The organism is Pseudomonas sp. RIT-562, assembly GCF_026241895.1.
Taxonomy (GTDB): Bacteria; Pseudomonadota; Gammaproteobacteria; order Pseudomonadales; family Pseudomonadaceae; genus Aquipseudomonas; species Aquipseudomonas mandelii_F.
Genome location: NZ_JAPJIV010000011.1, coordinates 72,660 through 90,148 on the forward strand (window position 1 = coordinate 72,660; position 17,489 = coordinate 90,148).

General features: G+C 59.4%; 15 protein-coding genes. 4 read left to right on the forward strand and 11 right to left on the reverse strand.

Features of this window, described 5'->3' with window-relative positions; translation table 11 throughout:
* From ORL50_RS15345 to ORL50_RS15380, 8 genes are all read right to left on the reverse strand, one after another.
* On the reverse strand, positions 1-804 hold the full coding sequence (locus tag ORL50_RS15345; RefSeq protein ID WP_266016293.1) for an ABC transporter ATP-binding protein: 804 nt from the start codon (positions 802-804) through the stop codon (positions 1-3).
* Positions 801-1,949, reverse strand: coding sequence for an ABC transporter permease (locus ORL50_RS15350; protein WP_266016294.1), 1,149 nt, complete (start codon positions 1,947-1,949; stop codon positions 801-803). The genes ORL50_RS15345 and ORL50_RS15350 overlap by 4 nt, the downstream gene beginning before the upstream one ends.
* Positions 1,950-2,003: 54 nt before the next feature.
* Positions 2,004-3,032, reverse strand: coding sequence for a DUF5924 family protein (locus tag ORL50_RS15355; protein WP_266016295.1), 1,029 nt, complete (start codon positions 3,030-3,032; stop codon positions 2,004-2,006).
* Between the two features lie 290 nt (positions 3,033-3,322).
* The gene (locus tag ORL50_RS15360; RefSeq protein ID WP_266016336.1) at positions 3,323-4,699 is read right to left on the reverse strand and encodes a M16 family metallopeptidase; all 1,377 of its coding nucleotides are present in this window, start codon (positions 4,697-4,699) and stop codon (positions 3,323-3,325) included.
* 176 nt (positions 4,700-4,875) lie between these two features.
* Positions 4,876-6,534 (reverse strand): Na/Pi cotransporter family protein, encoded by a 1,659-nt coding sequence (locus tag ORL50_RS15365; RefSeq protein ID WP_266016296.1) that lies wholly within the window; start codon positions 6,532-6,534, stop codon positions 4,876-4,878.
* Between the two features lie 215 nt (positions 6,535-6,749).
* Positions 6,750-7,517 (reverse strand): TerC family protein, encoded by a 768-nt coding sequence (locus ORL50_RS15370; protein WP_045061647.1) that lies wholly within the window; start codon positions 7,515-7,517, stop codon positions 6,750-6,752.
* 86 nt (positions 7,518-7,603) lie between these two features.
* The gene (locus ORL50_RS15375) at positions 7,604-8,911 is read right to left on the reverse strand and encodes a CitMHS family transporter (protein WP_266016297.1); all 1,308 of its coding nucleotides are present in this window, start codon (positions 8,909-8,911) and stop codon (positions 7,604-7,606) included.
* A 315-nt stretch (positions 8,912-9,226) separates the two neighbouring features.
* Positions 9,227-9,553, reverse strand: coding sequence for a DOPA 4,5-dioxygenase family protein (locus ORL50_RS15380; protein ID WP_266016298.1), 327 nt, complete (start codon positions 9,551-9,553; stop codon positions 9,227-9,229).
* 83 nt (positions 9,554-9,636) lie between these two features.
* On the opposite strand from ORL50_RS15380, the gene ORL50_RS15385 reads away from it, so the two are divergent.
* Positions 9,637-10,302 (forward strand): NAD(P)-dependent oxidoreductase, encoded by a 666-nt coding sequence (locus ORL50_RS15385; protein WP_266016299.1) that lies wholly within the window; start codon positions 9,637-9,639, stop codon positions 10,300-10,302.
* A gap of 6 nt (positions 10,303-10,308) precedes the next feature.
* On the opposite strand, the gene ORL50_RS15390 is transcribed toward ORL50_RS15385, so the two are convergent.
* A complete protein-coding gene (locus ORL50_RS15390; RefSeq protein ID WP_266016300.1) occupies positions 10,309-11,259 on the reverse strand; it encodes a choline sulfate utilization transcriptional regulator in 951 nt (316 codons plus the stop codon).
* A gap of 114 nt (positions 11,260-11,373) precedes the next feature.
* Between ORL50_RS15390 and betC the strand changes: the two genes are divergently transcribed.
* The 3 genes from betC (at position 11,374) to ORL50_RS15405 (ending at position 15,554) form a co-directional block, all read left to right on the forward strand.
* Positions 11,374-12,888 carry a choline-sulfatase gene (gene betC, locus ORL50_RS15395; RefSeq protein ID WP_266016301.1) on the forward strand — a complete coding sequence of 505 codons (1,515 nt, stop codon included), beginning with the start codon at positions 11,374-11,376 and terminating at the stop codon, positions 12,886-12,888.
* Positions 12,889-12,904: 16 nt separating this feature from the next.
* Positions 12,905-13,825, forward strand: a complete 921-nt coding sequence (choX, locus tag ORL50_RS15400; RefSeq protein WP_266016302.1) for a choline ABC transporter substrate-binding protein — start codon at positions 12,905-12,907, stop codon at positions 13,823-13,825.
* Between the two features lie 160 nt (positions 13,826-13,985).
* Positions 13,986-15,554 carry a SulP family inorganic anion transporter gene (locus ORL50_RS15405; protein WP_266016303.1) on the forward strand — a complete coding sequence of 523 codons (1,569 nt, stop codon included), beginning with the start codon at positions 13,986-13,988 and terminating at the stop codon, positions 15,552-15,554.
* Positions 15,555-15,635: 81 nt separating this feature from the next.
* On the opposite strand, the gene aroE is transcribed toward ORL50_RS15405, so the two are convergent.
* Positions 15,636-16,457 (reverse strand): shikimate dehydrogenase, encoded by an 822-nt coding sequence (gene aroE / locus ORL50_RS15410; protein WP_266016304.1) that lies wholly within the window; start codon positions 16,455-16,457, stop codon positions 15,636-15,638.
* A gap of 13 nt (positions 16,458-16,470) precedes the next feature.
* A complete protein-coding gene (gene hemF, locus ORL50_RS15415; protein ID WP_266016305.1) occupies positions 16,471-17,385 on the reverse strand; it encodes an oxygen-dependent coproporphyrinogen oxidase in 915 nt (304 codons plus the stop codon).
* Between the last annotated feature and the right edge of the window lie 104 nt (positions 17,386-17,489).

Sequence of the window (17,489 nt, forward strand, 5' to 3'; positions counted from 1 at the left end):
TCAGACCTCGTTAAGCTGTTGGGCGGCAGTCAGTGCCGCACGGCCGCGCGGGCCGTGGAAATATTCGTGAATCCACGCATCGTCGGTTTCCGAAACCTTGTCGATGGCATCCGCCACCAGGACTTTTTTCTGCGCCAGCACCGCCACTCGATCGGTGATGGTATAGAGCGTGTCCAGGTCGTGGGTGACCAGGAAAACACTCAGGCCCAGCGCGTCACGCAGGGTCAGGATCAGCTGGTCGAAAGCGGCGGCGCCAATCGGATCGAGACCGGCAGTGGGCTCGTCGAGAAACAGGATGTCCGGATCCAGTGCCAACGCCCGAGCCAGTGCGGCGCGCTTGATCATGCCGCCGGAGAGCGAGGCGGGGTACTTGTCTGCGGCAGACAGCGGCAAACCCGCCAACGCCAGCTTTACCGCAGCCAGGTGCTCGGCATCATTGCGACTCAATCCCGCGTGCTCTATGAGGGGCAGGGCGACGTTCTCGGTCACGGTCAACGAAGAGAACAGGGCGCCTTTCTGGAACAGCACGCCAAAACGACGCTCGACCAGTGAGCGCTCGTGCTCGGGCAGGGCCGGAAGGTTCTTCCCGAAAACCTTCACCATGCCTTCGCTGGGCTGGCGCAGGCCGACGATGCTACGCAACAACACCGATTTGCCGCTGCCTGAACCGCCGACCACGGCGAGGATTTCTCCTTTGTACAAGTCCAGGTCAAGATTCTCGTGCACGCTCTGGCTGCCGAAGCGATTGCACAGCCCACGGACTTCGATCACCGCCTCGGAGGGCGCTCGGGGTTGTCGACTCACCAGCCCATCTCCATGAAAAACAGCGCGGCCACGGCGTCGAGCACGATCACCACAAAAATCGACTGGACTACGCTCGACGTGGTGTGGGCGCCAACTGATTCGGCGCTGCCGCTGACCTTGAAGCCCTCGAGACACCCGATGGCGGCAATCAGGAAGGCGAAAATCGGCGCTTTGACGATCCCCACCAGGAAATGCTGGACGCCAATGTCTGATTGCAACAGCGAAAGGAACATCGCCGGCGAGATATCCAGCGACACCGCACACACCACGCCGCCGCCAATGATCCCGGAGAGCATCGCCAGGAACGTCAGCATCGGCAGTGCCACCAGCAGCGCCAGTACTCGCGGCACTACCAGCAACTCCATGGGGTCCAGGCCCAGGGTGCGGATGGCGTCGATTTCTTCGTTGGCCTTCATCGAGCCTATCTGGGCGGTGAAAGCGCTGGCGGTGCGGCCAGCCATCAGGATCGCGGTGAGCAATACACCGAATTCGCGCAGGAAAGAGAACGCCACCAGGTCCACGGTGAAGATACTTGCACCAAAACTCGCCAGCACCGTTGCCCCGAGGAAGGCCACCACGGCGCCCACCAGGAACGTCAGCAGGGCAACGATCGGCGCAGCATCCAGCCCGGTCTGTTCGATGTGCGCGACCATTGGCGTGAGGCGCCAGCGCTTGGGGCGAAACAGGTTGCGGGCGATGGTTTCCAGGATCAGGCCGACAAAGCCGAGCAGCTGCAACGTGTCTTGCCAGACCGCATCCACCGCGCGCCCGATGCGGGTCAGCAGCAGGATGCCGACGCCGACTTCCGCCTCCTTGATCGGCACGCAGAAATCGGTCATCGAGCAGTAGACGGTTTGCAGCAGTGCGCGATCAGCGCCGGACAAAGTGCAATCCGGATGTTCAGCGGACCGGCCAAGACGCTCGGAGCCCAGCAACTCCACCAGCAACGAGGCGCCGGCGGTATCGAGGGCGCCCAGGCCGTTGAGGTCGATGTGGGTGTTGTCGTCGTACTGGCCACGAATGGTTTCACTCAGGCCCTTGAGGTCGGCGTAATGGGCAAGCGTCCAGTCACCCGTAACCCGCAACTGTGCGGGAGAGTGAGAGGTGTCCAGTTGGGCATTGCCGGCCGTTGTACTGCTGGTCATAAGCTCCATGCTTGATCGGCTGAAAAACTGTGGTACGTAATATCACGAAGCGTATTACTTTTCTTTGATCGGTGTGCTGTCTGTGATCTTGAAGCGCAGCACACCAATCAACTGGCCATCCTCGGTGAGCACACGCACCTGCCAGTTGCCGGCCGGGTTGCCCGGGAAGTTCTGCTTGTGGGTCCACGCGCGATAGCCTTCCTTGCGCCCGCCGTGGATATCCAGGGGAATTCGATCCACTTCTTTGCCGTTGAACTGCCACACGTGGTAGATCCGCTCGTCCAGCCCGCGCGGCGCGTTGATTGCGGTGTAGGCATACAGCCCACCACCGCTAATCTGCTGGGCCGTCACTTCGTCCAGGCTGTCACCTGGCGTGCGGTCCTGCATTTGCGTGCTGATGGCCACTTCGGTCATCCACAGCGTCGCCGGCGGTACCCAGGAACGCAGCACCCAACCGACGCCGCCGATGCCCACGGTAATGCTCAGGATCGCTAACGCGTTGCGCACGGTGCGAATGGGGAAAATCGATGCCAGGCTGGGGAACGACAGCACCACGGAGATGCCCAGCGCCAGCTTGAAACTCTGGGCCGTGGTCAAGTGCAGGATGACGGGCAGGGCGGTCAGCAGCGCGGCAAACAATGTCAGCGTATGCAGGGCCAGGAACGCCCAGCGGCGCGGTGCCAGCCACTTGTAGTAGAGCGGGTCGATAATTGATATCAGCGCCGCGACACACAGCAGGCCGGTGAAAAACAACTGCCCGCTGTTCCAGGTCGTGGTGATGAAAAAGAATGGCAGGACGAAGAACAGGCTTTCCTGGTGGATCATCTGCGTGGCGTAGCGCAGCAACGGCTGGGGAATCTCGCGCTTGAAGATCCTGGCGAACAGCTTGGTCAGGCTGTTTTCCAGCATCAACCAGATCCAGCTGAGCACCATGATGATGGTGATCCAGGTCGCCAGGCCTTGCTGGCGATCGACCAGTATGAAGCTGCCGACCCCGGAGATGAATCCACCGAGCGCGATGACCCCGGGATAGCGCTTCATCAATTCCAGTATGCGCTGCACGTATAGGGTCAGATTTGGCATTCGGCGGTTCGCACTAGTCGTAGGAAAAATCCTCGACAGATTACCGCCCGGGGGGGCGGTGTGGCGAGGGGCTGCCTTTTAAACAAAAAACCTTTTCGAACCTGCCGGCGGCTGCAATACAACACCCTTCACGAACTCGCCGAAGACTGCAAACACACCACCTTTGTAGCAGCTGCCGAAGGCTGCGTTCGGCTGCGAAGCAGTCGTAAACCTTTCACCTCGGTACACGAGGAAAAGTGACGATACCGATTTACGACTGCTGCGCAGCCGAACGCAGCCTTCGGCAGCTGCTACGCCTTGCGGTATATGCGCCACGCCAATAAACCAAGCACCAGCAAAGCCAACACCCCGGCAATCAACCAGATCAACTCATCATCACTGATCAACGGTTTTTCTATCCGCAGATACCCCGGCTGCAACAGCAAGGCGCGCATGGCCTGGTTGGCTTCCTCCAGGGAGACACCCTGCAGGTCCCTTGCCGGGTCGGCAAAACGACCGTTCTGGAAATTTCCCAGCGCGCCCCAGTAATAATCGGCCAACGCACTATTGCCCTGCACGGCCCAGGCCTGGCGGGCAATGGCCGCCTGTTTGAGGCGGTTGAAAGTTTCGACATTGAGACCGTCCTTGAGCAGGCCGGCCTTGAGTTCTTCCAGGACCTGCTTGGCTTGGGGCAGGTCATCACGCTCCAGATCGGCGTTCAGGCTCATGAAACCAACCCCACCGAACACCTCGCGCTCGGCCGAGGGCCCGTAGGACAAACTGTGAGCCAGACGCATCTTGCGGTAGAGCGCCCAGTCCAGGTAGTCCTTGAGCAAATCGAAAGTCTCGTCGTGCTGGTCCTCCAATACCGGTTCCGGCACCAGCCAGTGCAGCTTCGCGCCGTTACCAACCAGGCCATGGCTCAAGGTGCGCTCGTGAGCCGCCGTGGCCTTGATTTCCGGTAGGGGCGGGTGGTCGGTCGGGTCGACCGCTTCGAGCTCGCCATAGGCCCGCTCCAGGTAAGCTGGCAGCAGCCGATCAAGGTCACCCACCACGATCAGCGTCATGTTGTTGGGGGCATACCAGGCGTTGCGCACATCCTCGAGCTGTTCGCGGGTGAGGTAATCAACCTGGGCGCGCTCAGGGCACTTCAGGCCCAGCTCAACCGCCAGCTGATTACTCGCCGTGTGGCCGAGGTCCTGGCGATCGAGCCAGCGCTGCAGGTGCGAGTAGTGTCCGCCGTCCTCACGCTCGACTACCTGTTTGGCCGCATTGATCGCGTTGTCGTCGAAGCGGGTTTGGGTCAACAGGGCCAGCAGCAGGTCGAGCACTTTGCGCTGGTTTTTCGCCGGAGCTTCGATGACGAAGGTGGTGTCGGCATTGCTGGTGTAGGCATTCCATTCCCCGCCCAAGGCCTGCATACGCTCTTCCAGGCCGCCTTCGCCGGTGGCGTCGATGCCACTGAACAAAAGATGCTCGAGCAGATGCGGCAGCTCTTTGTCGGCGCAACTGAAATCATCCAGCCCGACGCCCACTACCAGGCGAATCGCCACATGCCCGCGGTCCATGCCGGGCTTGAGCAGCAATTGCAGGCCATTGGGCAGCGTATATCCCTCGACCTGGAAGCGATCCAGGGCAAACGAAGGCAACGCGCCAAGCAGTAGACAGGCAAACAACAGGCAACGCATAACGAGCTTCCAGGCAACCAATCGGAGATCCATGTCGCTGTCCAGGTAGCCAGTCGCGAGCAGGCTCCCTCCCACAGGGATCCTGTGAACTCCACAAATCAACTGTAGGAGTGAGCCTGCTCGCGATTAACCATCAGGCCGAACCAATGTTACTGACTCACCACTGTGTCAGACGTTCAAGGCGAATGTGTGATGTCTGCCAAATCGTCCACCGCCAGCGCACCCGTGTCGGCGGTTTCGAGCACCGCGTAGGCGCTGCTGCAAAACAGTGAGTTCAGGCGCTTCATGTCGGCAATCAGCTCCAGATGCAAGGAACTGGTTTCGATGCTTTGGACGATCTTGCGCTGCAACCGGCTCACATGTGCATGCGCCAGGCGCCGTTCCTGCGCGCGAAAGCGACGTTTCTCACGCAATAACTGCCGCGCGCTTTCCTTGTCGGAACTGAGAAATACCGATAATCCGAGACGCAAGTTGGAAATCAGCTGGCTGTGCAGCCCCGCCAATTCTTCAAGGCCGACTTCGGAAAACGACCGGCGCTGCGAAGTCTTTTGCTGCTGAACCTTGCGCAGCATGCGCTCGATCAGGTCGCTGGCGAGTTTGAGGTTGATCGCCAACTCAATGGTCTCCGCCCAGCGTCGACTGTCCTGTTCGCTCAAGTCCTCACGGGGCATTTGCGCCAGGTACAGCTTGATGGCGCTGTAAAGCGCTTCAACATCATCGGTCAGGCGGCGCATCTCCTGAGTCACGGCAGTCTGCTTGCCGTGCAGCACATCCAGCATGGCTTCGAGCATGTTATCGATCAGGTCGCCAATGCGCAGGGTTTCCCGCGCCGCATTGGCCAGCGCCAGGCTGGGGGTGACCAACGCGGTAGGATCGAGGTGGCGCGGCTTGGCCATGCCATTGATCTCCGGGCGTTCCGGCAGCAACCAGGCACACAGCCGGGCCATCGGCCCTACGCTAGGCAGCAGGATCAGGCAACGCACGGTGTTGTAGAGCAAATGGAAACCGATGACCATTTCCTGTGGGCTGAAGTCGAGGCTGTCGATCCAGTGCACCAACGGGTCAAGTACCGGAATGATCAGCAACAGCCCGATCAATTTGTACAACAGGCTCCCGAGCGCCACCTGCCGACCTGCGGCGTTTTGCATGCTGGTGCTGAGGAAGGCCAACACACCGCTGCCGATGTTCGCGCCAATCACCAGGCCGATGGCCACTGGCAGACTGATCACTCCCGCACCGGCGAGGGTAGCGGTCAGCAAGACCGCGGCGAGGCTGGAATAGGAGATCATCGCGAACAGCGCGCCGACCAGGGCATCGAGCAGGATATCGCCGGTCAGCGAGGCGAAAATCACCTTCACGCCCTGGGCCTGGGTGATCGGCGCGGCCGATTCGACGATCAATTGCAGCGCCAGAATGATCAAGCCCAGGCCGATGCTGACCCGCCCCATCTGCCCAAGGCGCGTCTGCTTGCGGGACAGGAAGAAGATCACCCCGAGGAAAATCAACAACGGCGACAACCAGGACAGGTCGAACGTCAGCACCCGAGCCATCAGCGCTGTGCCAACGTCCGCGCCGAGCATGGTCGCCAGCGCCGGTGTCAGCGCCATCAGGCCCTGACCGACAAACGAAGTGACGAGCATGGCCGTAGCGTTACTGCTCTGGACCATGGCGGTCACAACGATGCCGGAGATAAACGCCAGCCAGCGCCTGGACATGTTCTGGCCAATCACATGGCGCAGATTGGAACCGTAGACCCGCAGGATGCCGGTTCGGACGATGTGCGTGCCCCAGATCAGCAAGGCCACGGCAGATAACAAATTGAGCAGGGTGAGCATAAGGGCCCCCTGTGGTGGTAGCGCCCCAAAGGAGCAAGTTGACGGTGCCGCGCGTTTTTCTACGTTCTGTACTTAAGCTGTAGTTGGCTAACGGTCTGCGCGCCAGCATCGCATAGCTAAAGAGGTGATTGAAACAAAAGTGTCATAAAAACAGCTGGATGGAAAATAAAATGGGGACCCTGAGGTCCCCATTCATTTCCAGCCGACTGCCGATATTACTGGCCAGGAATGTCCTTGCGCAGTTTCACCGGGTCCTGCTGCTTGCGTTTTCTTGCCATCGCGGTGCGCATCTTGATGTTGAACGCTTCGACCGCCAGCGAGAACGCCATGGCGAAGTAGACGTAGCCTTTTGGTACGTGAACTTCGAACGACTCGGCGATCAACACGGTGCCGACCACTAGCAGGAAGGACAGCGCCAGCATTTTCAACGACGGATGCTTGTCGATGAACGAGCTGATGGTGCCGGCCGCCAACATCATCACCAGTACCGCCACCACAATGGCCGCGACCATGACCGGCACATGGGAAACCATGCCGACTGCCGTGATCACCGAATCCAGGGAGAACACGATGTCGATGATCGCGATCTGGATGATGGTGTACAGGAAGTTGCCGCCCTTGCCGGTAGGCTCTTCACCGGTCTCATCTTCGCCTTCCAGCGCGTGGTACATCTCTTGCGAGCTTTTCCACAGCAGGAACAGGCCACCGAAGAACAGGATCAGGTCACGTCCGGAAATGCCCTGGCCGAAGACCTCGAACAGATCGGCAGTGAGCTGCATGACCCAGGTGATCGACAGCAACAACAGGATTCGGGTGACCATGGCCAGCGCCAGGCCGAAGATCCGGGTGCGCGCCTGCATGTGCTTGGGCATGCGGCTGACCAGGATCGAAATCATGATGATGTTATCGATACCCAGGACGATTTCCAGGGCGGTCAGGGTAAAGAAGGCAACCCAGATTTCAGGGTTGGTCAGCCATTCCATGTGTATTCCTTTGAGCGAGTGTTTAAACCACGAAGGGCCCGGGCTTCAATCAACAAAGCCTGGACCCGTCATGGTGAGTCTTGGGCTTATAGAGTGCTGAACAGCGGAAAAATCCCCATCAGCAATGCTGCAACAAGTATGCACATGCACACCAGCACTGCCCACTTCAGGGTGAAACGCTGGTGGTCACCGAAGTCGATACCGGCCAGGGCCACCAACAAATAGGTCGATGGTACCAGCGGGCTCAGCAAGTGGACGGGCTGACCGACGATCGAGGCACGTGCCATTTCAACTGCGGTTATACCGTAATGACTCGCAGCTTCGGCAAGAACTGGTAACACGCCGTAATAAAATGCATCGTTCGACATGAAAAATGTGAACGGCATGCTGACCAGCGCGGTAATCACTGCCAGGTACGGGCCAAGGAAATCCGGAATCACCGCCAGCAGGCTTTTCGACATCGCATCGACCATGCCGGTGCCCGACAGGATACCGGTGAAAATACCGGCCGCGAAGATCAAACCGACCACTGCCAGCACGCTGCCCGCATGGGCCGCGACGCGATCTTTTTGCATCTGCAGGCATGGGTAGTTGACGATCATCGCGATACTGAACGCCACCATGAACAACACAGGCAGGGGCAACAGACCACCAATCAGGGTGCACATCAGCACCAGCGTCAACGCGCCGTTGAACCAGATCAACTTCGGACGACGGGCATCCGGAAATTGCGAAACGCTGATCTCGCTGTGGTCGATCTCATCGCCAGCCAGGTGCAGCTCACCCAGCCGGGCACGCTCGCGTTTGCCGTAGAAGTAGGCAATCGCCAGGATCGCCACGACACCCGCCAGCATCGCCGGAATCATCGGCACGAAGATCGCCGAAGGGTCTACATGCAGCGCACTGGCCGCACGCGCGGTCGGGCCACCCCAGGGCGTCATGTTCATCACGCCGCCGGCAAGAATGATCAGCCCCGCCATGATTCGCGGGCTCATGCCGATGCGGCTGTAGAGCGGCAGCATGGCCGCTACGCAGATCATGTAAGTGGTCGCGCCGTCACCATCAAGGGAGACGACGAGCGCCAGTACGGCGGTGCCGACCGAAACCTTCAACGGGTCGCCCTTGACCAGCTTGAGGATCTTGCGCACGGCCGGGTCGAACAGGCCAGAGTCGATCATCAGGGCGAAGTACAAAATTGCGAACATCAGCATCACACCGGTCGGCGCGAGCTTGGTGATGCCTTCGAGCATCATCGGACCGATCTTCGGCCCGAAACCACCGAACAAGGCGAAAACGATCGGGATGATGATCAAGGCAATCAGCGCGGACAGGCGCTTGGTCATGATCAGGAACATGAACGTGATGACCATGGCGAAGCCAAGGAAAGTCAGCATGGGAATACTCCAGGCGTGGCGCGGCTAGGGGAAATGGGCGAACCGGGTGAGGTCAGCGCAGAACGGGAAGCGCGAGTCGGGCGGGCGGAGTGATAGCGGCGGGGCGGATTGAGAAAGACATCAGGATCACCATTGTTGTTGTTAAATGGGCCGTGCAAGCAGCAAAACACTCGCTTGGGCCAACCGGTCTGTTGCCGGGAGTGAGGCGATCCTAATCGGGGAAGCTTTCAGCCAGCTTTCGCCAATGAAAGCAATGACCGGATGTTTAACCGGTCGTCGGACAGCAGCGAAGTCCACAGGACGAAGTTGCGTTGATCAAAAAACACTCAGATTCAACGGCCGAACAGCACCCATCCAGATCGCATACTCGGTGTGATCCAGCAGATCGTTGCCGGTATCGGGGTGCAGGAATATCACCAAACCCTTGCGGTTGAGCACCAGCCACGGCAACACCTCGCCCAGGTATTGCGGCTCGAAGGCCAACTGGCAGCTCCAATCCGGGTGCGGTCCTACCGGACGTTCGTGCACCCGGCCCATCTTTAATGGAAACAGTTGCGCTGCCTGCTCGCATAACGCCCGCGCTTGATCAATATTGCTTGCGTCGAAGTACACGTGGGCGTGATAGCCCTTTATCCCTTGCATCTGAAACCCTCCAAACCCGGTCGAACCCTGAACGATTGCCGCGGGTCACACGCCATATACGCTGTAATCAAGGGATACCAGCCATGAAAAATGCCGAAACCCCCGTTGTGAAAGTGGTGCTTTATGGTGCCATGAGTAGCCTGGGCAGTGCGCTGATGGCTGAAATGCTGCGGCGCCAGCACGAAGTGATCACCATTCTCGATGACCTGACTGCGCTCCCGCCCCGTCCGGGACTGCGCGCCAAGACCGGCGATCTGTTCGACGCGCAGCGAGTGAAGCAAAGCGTGGCCGGCAGTTCGGCGGTGGTGTGTCTGTTAGACGCGCCAGGGTTGCCGTTCAACAGCGAATATGTGGAAAAGACCATCATCCCCGGTCCCGTGGAACAGGTGTTGGCAGTGGATGCGCTGATCGAGGGTATGCAGGCTTCGAGTATTGCCCGGCTGTTTCTGGTGGGCGATTTTGCCGTGTTGCACGATCCGGAAATAGAAGATCGCCTGCAACGCCACGCGGCGGAAGAAATTCGTGAGGCCCTGCAAAGCAGCACTTTGCAATGGACCATGGTCAATGCGCCGCGAGGTGTGCCCGGGCTGACCATCGAACATTTCAGTCAGGTCAGCAGCAGCCTCGAACCGGGCCTGGCAGAGCCGCTTGAGCGACTGCAACGGGTAGCGGTGGGGATCGCCGATGAGCTGCAGTTAAATCTGCATGTCGGAGAGCATGTGAATTTTGTTGCGGTTTCGGCACCCTAAACCTGGTCACACTGCGATTGACGGCATCGGCAGTCCATTCAATGACTGGGCACTACCCGCCTGCTCCGCCATCAGCCAGTCCACGAATTGCTGGATCAAGATTCCACGCCGCTTGCGCTGGGGTAAAACCACGTAATAACCGAGGCGGGAAATCACCGTTTCGCTAATCGGCCGACACAACAACCCCTGCGCCAGCAAGTTATCCACAAGGTGGCGCCAGCCGATCGCCACGCCCTGGCCACCAATCGCCGCCTGTATCAGCAGGGTGTAGTTATCAAAGCGCAGTTGCCCCGGCGCAGGGACCGAATTGATCCCCAGCTCGCGAAATACTCCACTCCAATCGAACCAGTTACTGCCGTTTTCGCCTCGCAGGTGTAACAACGGAAACTCCAGCAAGGCCTGGGCGGGCAAGGGCAGGGCGCGATCCTGCAACAACAGCGGACTGCAGACTGGAAACACTTCCTCGCTGAACAGCCAATGGCTTTCACCCTGCTTGAAACGACCCTCTCCAAACAACACAGCCACGTCGATATCGCTACGCAGCATGTTGTGGCTGCGCTCACTGGTCACCAGGCTGACATCAACGCTGGGGTTGGCGGCGTGGAAGCGATGCAACCTGGGCATCAGCCAGTACGCGGCAAAGGCAAAATCTGTAGCCACCTGCAAAACTTCATGCTGGTTCTGTGCGCTGATTGCGGTTAATCCTGCGTCGATATTCTGCAAACCGAGCTGAACTTGTTCGAACAGAGTTATCCCGGCCTCAGTCAGTTCGATTCCGCGATAAATGCGATCAAACAAACGAGTTGCCAGCTGCTCTTCCAGCCGTTTGATCTGCTGGCTGACCGCGGGCTGGGTAGTGCCCAGCTCTACTGCAGCAGCAGTGAAACTGCGATGACGGGCTGCAGCTTCGAAGGCTCGCAGCAGATCCAGCGACAAACCACCAAGGGCTTCATACATAAGCAGTGCTTATCCTAGTCATTGCCTGACGTGGGCTTTACCACAAGGTACCCGGACTCCATGCTCGATCGCAGCACTCTCGCATAAATATTCACTATGGAATGCCGCGATCACATGAAGCGCAAGAATATTCTTTTCATCATGGCCGATCAGATGGCCGCGCCAATGTTGCCGTTCTACGGTCTTTCGCCAATCAAATTACCCAATCTCAGCCGACTCGCCGCCGAAGGCGTGGTGTTCGACTCCGCTTATTGCAACAGCCCGCTGTGTGCACCTTCGCGATTTACCCTGGTCAGTGGCCAGCTGCCGAGCAAGATTGGCGCCTACGATAATGCGGCTGATTTCCCCGCCGACGTGCCGACTTACGCCCATTACCTGCGCCGACTGGGTTACCGCACAGCCTTGTCCGGCAAGATGCACTTTTGTGGCCCCGATCAACTGCATGGATATGAAGAGCGCCTGACCAGCGACATTTACCCGGCCGATTACGGCTGGTCTGTGAACTGGGACGAGCCTGATGTACGGCCTACCTGGTTCCACAACATGTCGTCGGTGTTGCAGGCCGGGCCTTGCGTGCGCACCAACCAGCTGGATTTTGACGAAGAAGTGGTCTTCAAGGCGCAGCAATACCTGTTTGACCACATTCGCGAAGACGGCGACCAGCCGTTTTGCCTGACCGTTTCCATGACTCATCCCCACGATCCGTACACCATCCCGAAAAAATACTGGGACATGTACCAAGACAGTGATATCCCGCTTCCGCAGACACCAGAGCAAGCCGAGCTGGACCCGCATTCACAGCGATTGCTCAAGGTTTACGACCTGTGGGACAAGCCGCTGCCTGTGGATAAGATTCGTGACGCACGCCGTGCCTATTTTGGCGCCTGCAGCTATATTGACGACAACGTCGGCAAACTCCTGCAAACACTCGAGGATACCGGGCTTATCGACGACACCATCATCGTCTTCTCGGGCGATCATGGCGACATGCTCGGCGAGCGAGGTCTCTGGTACAAAATGCATTGGTTCGAGATGGCCGCCCGGGTCCCCTTGCTGATCAGCGCACCGGGACAATTTACTGCAGGGCGAGTAAGCGCTGCAGTCTCGACTGCCGACCTCCTGCCAACGTTTGTCGAATTGGCCGGCGGCTCGCTGGAGCCAGGATTGCCGCTGGATGGGCGCTCGCTGGTGTCGCACCTGAAGGGGCAGGGTGGGCATGATGAAGTTTTTGGCGAATACATGGCCGAGGGCACCATCAGCCCGCTGATGATGATTCGCCGCGGTGCGTACAAATTCATCTACAGCGAAGACGACCCTTGCCTACTCTTCGATGTGCACAACGACCCGCGAGAACAGGAAGAGCTCAGTCAGTCGCCACTACACAGCGCACTGTTTGCAGAATTCCTCGCCGAAGCGCGGGCCAAATGGAACATTCCGGCGATCCACCAACAGGTGCTCGCCAGTCAGCGCCGTCGGCGATTTGTCGCCGAGGCCCTGACCATCGGCAAGCTGAAGAGCTGGGATCACCAGCCACTGGTAGACGCCAGTCAGCAGTACATGCGCAACCACATCGACCTGGATGATCTGGAGCGCAAAGCACGTTATCCACAACCCTGCCAAAACCAATAATGTTAAGGGGAAGTCCATGCAAAGGTTATCCACAGTACTGACGGTCGGGCTTCTGGCTCTGGGCAGCGCATCGGCGTATGCCGAACAGGGCTGCGACACGGTGAAAATGGCCGATCCGGGTTGGAGCGACATTGCGGCGACCAACGCCATCACCGGGTTTTTGCTGGACGGCATGGGCTACAAGGCCAAGGTCGACACCCTGGCAGTGCCGATTACCTTCGGTGGCCTGAAGGACGGCCAGGTCGACGTCTTCCTGGGTAACTGGATGCCAGCACAACAGGGCTTCTACGACAAGTTCGTGGCCAACGGGGATGTCACCCAGCTGGCGAAAAACCTGGATGGCACCGAATTCACCCTGGCCGTGCCGGATTATGTCTGGGACGCGGGTGTGCATAACTTTGCCGACCTGAACAAGTTCGCCGACAAGTTCGAGAAAAAAATCTACGGCATCGGCTCGGGAGCTCCGGCGAACATCTCACTGCAGGACATCATCAAGAAGAATGATTTTGACCTGGGCCAGTGGAAACTGGTGGAGTCCAGCGAACAGGCGATGCTGGCTGAGGTGTCCCGCGCGGTTAAGAAACAGAAGTTCGTGACCTTCCTCGGCTGGACTCCGCACCCGATGAACGTGCAGCTGAAGATGCATTACCTCAAGGGTGGCGAGAAGTACTTTGGCGACACCGGCGCGGTTTATACATTGACCCGCAAAGGTTATGCACAGGCCTGCCCGAATGTCGGCAAGCTGCTGACCAACCTGAGTTTCACCCAGGAGATGGAGAACAGCATCATGGCTGAGGTAGTGAACAAGAAGGTCAGTAATGCTGAAGCGGCCAAGGCATGGATCAAGGCCAACCCGGCAGTCCTGGATAAATGGCTCGACGGCGTGAAAACCGCCGATGGCAAAGATGCTTTAGCGGCAATCAAAGCCAAGTTGTAAACCTCCCTCACCGTGTAGGAGCGAGCCTGCTCGCGATCGGCGTAAACGATGATGCCGGATAGCTGATATCCCTCGGCGGCGTCGAGTTTTTCCCGAGCATGCTCCTCCTGCAATTATCTTCTCCTGATACCCTTGCGCAAAACCCTGACCGAGAGGACCCATGGCCTTCCCCAGCCGCCATTCGCTCTTCCCTTTCTTGAGCTGGTTGCCTCGGCAAACCCGCGCCACCGTCGGGCGTGACCTGATCGTCGGCCTGAGCGGTGCGATTCTCGCGTTGCCACAGTCGATTGCCTACGCCCTGATCGCCGGGCTCCCACCGGAGTACGGTTTGTATGCGGCGATCATTCCCGTGTTGATCGCGTGCCTGTGGGGTTCATCCTGGCACTTGATCTGTGGTCCTACCGCGGCGATTTCGATTGTCCTGTACGCCAGCGTCAGCCCCCTGGCGGTTCCTGCGTCCCAAGACTATGTGGCGCTGATCCTGTTACTGACGTTGCTGGCCGGGATCTTCCAGTGGCTGTTGGGCTTGCTGCGATTTGGCGCTCTGGTGAATTTTGTCTCGCACTCAGTTGTGCTGGGCTTCACCCTTGGCGCGGCAGTAGTGATTGCCCTCGGCCAGCTCCCCAATCTGTTGGGGTTGGACCTGCCCAGCCAGGCCACGGCACTCGACAGTTTCCTCATGCTGTTCCAGCACCTCAACCAAGTGGATAAACCCTCGCTGATCCTGGGGCTGGCGACCGTCGTCATGGGTGTCACCTTGAAATGGCTGTTGCCGCGCTGGCCAACTTTGTTGATCACGTTGGTGGCCGCTGGGCTGTTGGCGTGGCTTTGGCCTGCGATGTTTGGTCACGTACGGCTGGTCAGCGCTTTTGTCGGTCGGCTGCCACCTTTCAGCGCCGTACCGCTGGACCTGGATCTGATCCTGCGCCTGTTGCCCAGTGCGGTCGCGGTCGGCATGTTGGGGCTGGTGACCAGCCTGTCGATTGCTCGCTCCATATCCGCACGCTCACAGCAGCTGCTCGATGCCAACCAGGAAGTACGCGCTCAAGGCTTATCGAACATGGTCGGGGCGTTTTTTTCCGGATCGTTGTCCGCTGGCTCCTTCACTCGTTCAGGTCTGAGTTACGAAGCAGGGGCCTGTTCGCCTTTGGCCGGCGTATTCTCGGCACTGTGGGTCGCACTGTTTGCCGTATTTGGCGCGGCGCTGATTGCCCATATTCCGATTCCGGCGATGGCTGGCAGCATTCTGCTGATCGCCTGGGGACTGGTGGATCATCGCGGCATTCGCGCATTGCTGAGGGTCAGTCGCGCCGAGTTCTTGGTCATGGCGCTGACCTGTGTCGCCACGCTGCTGCTGGAGTTACAAACCGCCATCTACGCCGGGGTCCTGGCTTCACTGTTCTTCTACCTCAAGCGCACTTCGCAACCGCGTGTGCAGCACTGGCGCGAGGGCGATGAGGATGTGTTGCGGGTTGGCGGCTCGATCTTTTTCGGCGCCAGCCATTACCTCCAGGTGCGCTTGCAGCGCATGCACGGTGCCCGTGTGGTGATCGAGGCGCAGCAGATCAATTTCATCGATTATTCAGGCGTGGAGATGCTGCATCAGGAGGCGCGACGGCTGCTTAAGCAGGATCGCAGCCTGACCTTGCGGCAGGCGCGGCCGCAGGTTGTAGAGGAGTTGCGGAAGCTGGAAGGGGCGGAGAAATGCCCGATCCGTTTTGAGGATTGAGTCATGTCAGGCGGGAAACCGGCAGCGTTCCTGGGGCCAAAGCCCGCCCACAGGACTCGCCAGCAACCCAGCTCCTGCGGGTTATGCGGCAAGTTGCCGGCGCAATTCGGCCAGCACTGGCACCGTATCCGGTCGCACACCGCGCCACAGGTAAAACGCTTCCGCCGCTTGCTCGGCGAGCATCCCCAGGCCGTCCATCGCCACAGCCGCACCATGCTCGCTGGCCCAGCGGCAGAACGAAGTCGGCTCCTTGCCGTACATCATGTCGTAGCACACCGTCTTGCCCGGCTCGATCAGACTGCTGGCAATGGGTGGCACGTCGCCGGTCAGGCTCGCGGAAGTGGCGTTGATAATCAGGTCCACGGACTCCTCCAGCCAGTCGAAGCCACTGGCCGACACCGGGCCCAGGTCGGCAAACAACTCGGCCAGCAATTCGGCTTTTTCCACCGTGCGGTTGGCGATGATCACCGACGCCGGCTGCTCCGCCAACAATGGTTCCAGTGCGCCACGTACGGCGCCGCCGGCGCCCAGCAACAGGATGCGTTTGCCCTTGAGGCCGAAAGCGGCATTGACCGTCAGGTCTCGCACCAGTCCGGCGCCGTCGGTGTTATCACCTAACAGCGAGCCGTCAGCCAGCTTGCTCAAGGTATTCACTGCACCAGCCCGCTGTGCGCGCTCGGTCAGGTTGTCGGCCAGGCGATAGGCCTCTTCCTTGAAAGGCACCGTGACATTTGCGCCGCGACCTTCAAGGAAAAACGCCCGGGCGAAGTGGGAAAAGTCATCGAGCGGTGCCAGCGAAGTGCTGTAGTCCAGTTGCTGGCCCGTCTGCTCGGCAAACAGTCGATGAATCAGCGGCGACTTGCTGTGGCCAATCGGGTTGCCGAATACGACGTAACGATCCATCAGTCTTCCTCGTTCAGGCCTTGGCCAACCAATCGCGGTCTTGCAGGAAATATTCAGTCAGCCGAGCTTCTTCGCTTCCGGGCTCGGCCTTCCAGTCGTAGCCCCAGCGCACTTGCGGCGGCAGCGACATGAGGATCGATTCGGTACGCCCGCCCGACTGCAAGCCGAACAGCGTGCCACGGTCGTAGACCAGGTTGAACTCGACATAGCGGCCACGACGGAATTCCTGGAATTCCCGTTGTTGGGCGGTGAACTCATCGTTTTTGCGGCGCTGGACGATCGGCAGGTAGGCTTCGATGAACGCGTCGCCGATGGCCCGCATGAAAGCGAAGCTGGTGTCGAAATCCCATTCATTCAGGTCATCGAAGAACAGGCCGCCGATCCCACGAGGCTCGTGGCGATGCTTGATATGGAAGTAGCTGTCGCACCACGCCTTGTAGCGCGAATAGACATCCGGGCCAAACGGCGCGCAAGCCTGCTCGGCCACCCGGTGCCAATGCACGCAGTCTTCTTCATTGCCGTAGTAGGGGGTCAGGTCGAAGCCTCCGCCAAACCACCAGACCGGTTCCTCGCCCTCTTTCTCGGCGATGAAAAACCGCACATTGGCGTGTGAAGTGGGCACCTTTGGGTTGTGCGGGTGAATCACCAGGGACACGCCGAGGGCTTCAAAGCCGCGCCCGGCCAGTTCCGGTCTGTGGGCACTGGCGGAGGGTGGGAGGCCACTGCCAAACACGTGGGAAAAGTTCACGCCTCCCTTCTCGATGACAGTACCGTTCTCGATCACACGAGTGCGACCGCCGCCGCCAGCGGGTCTGGCCCAGGCATCCTCGACAAAGCGGGTACCGCCGTCTTCGGCTTCAAGGGCAGCACAAATACGGTCTTGCAGGTCGAGCAGATAGGCTTTTACGGCCTCGGTACGGGTCGTCATGGCATCACCTTGAATCGGGACAAGCTGGGCGGCGCAAGAATGGCCGTCGGCAAATTGCTGCACAGGATAACACCGCACCCTGTTGCGCCGCAGTTGACGAAGAT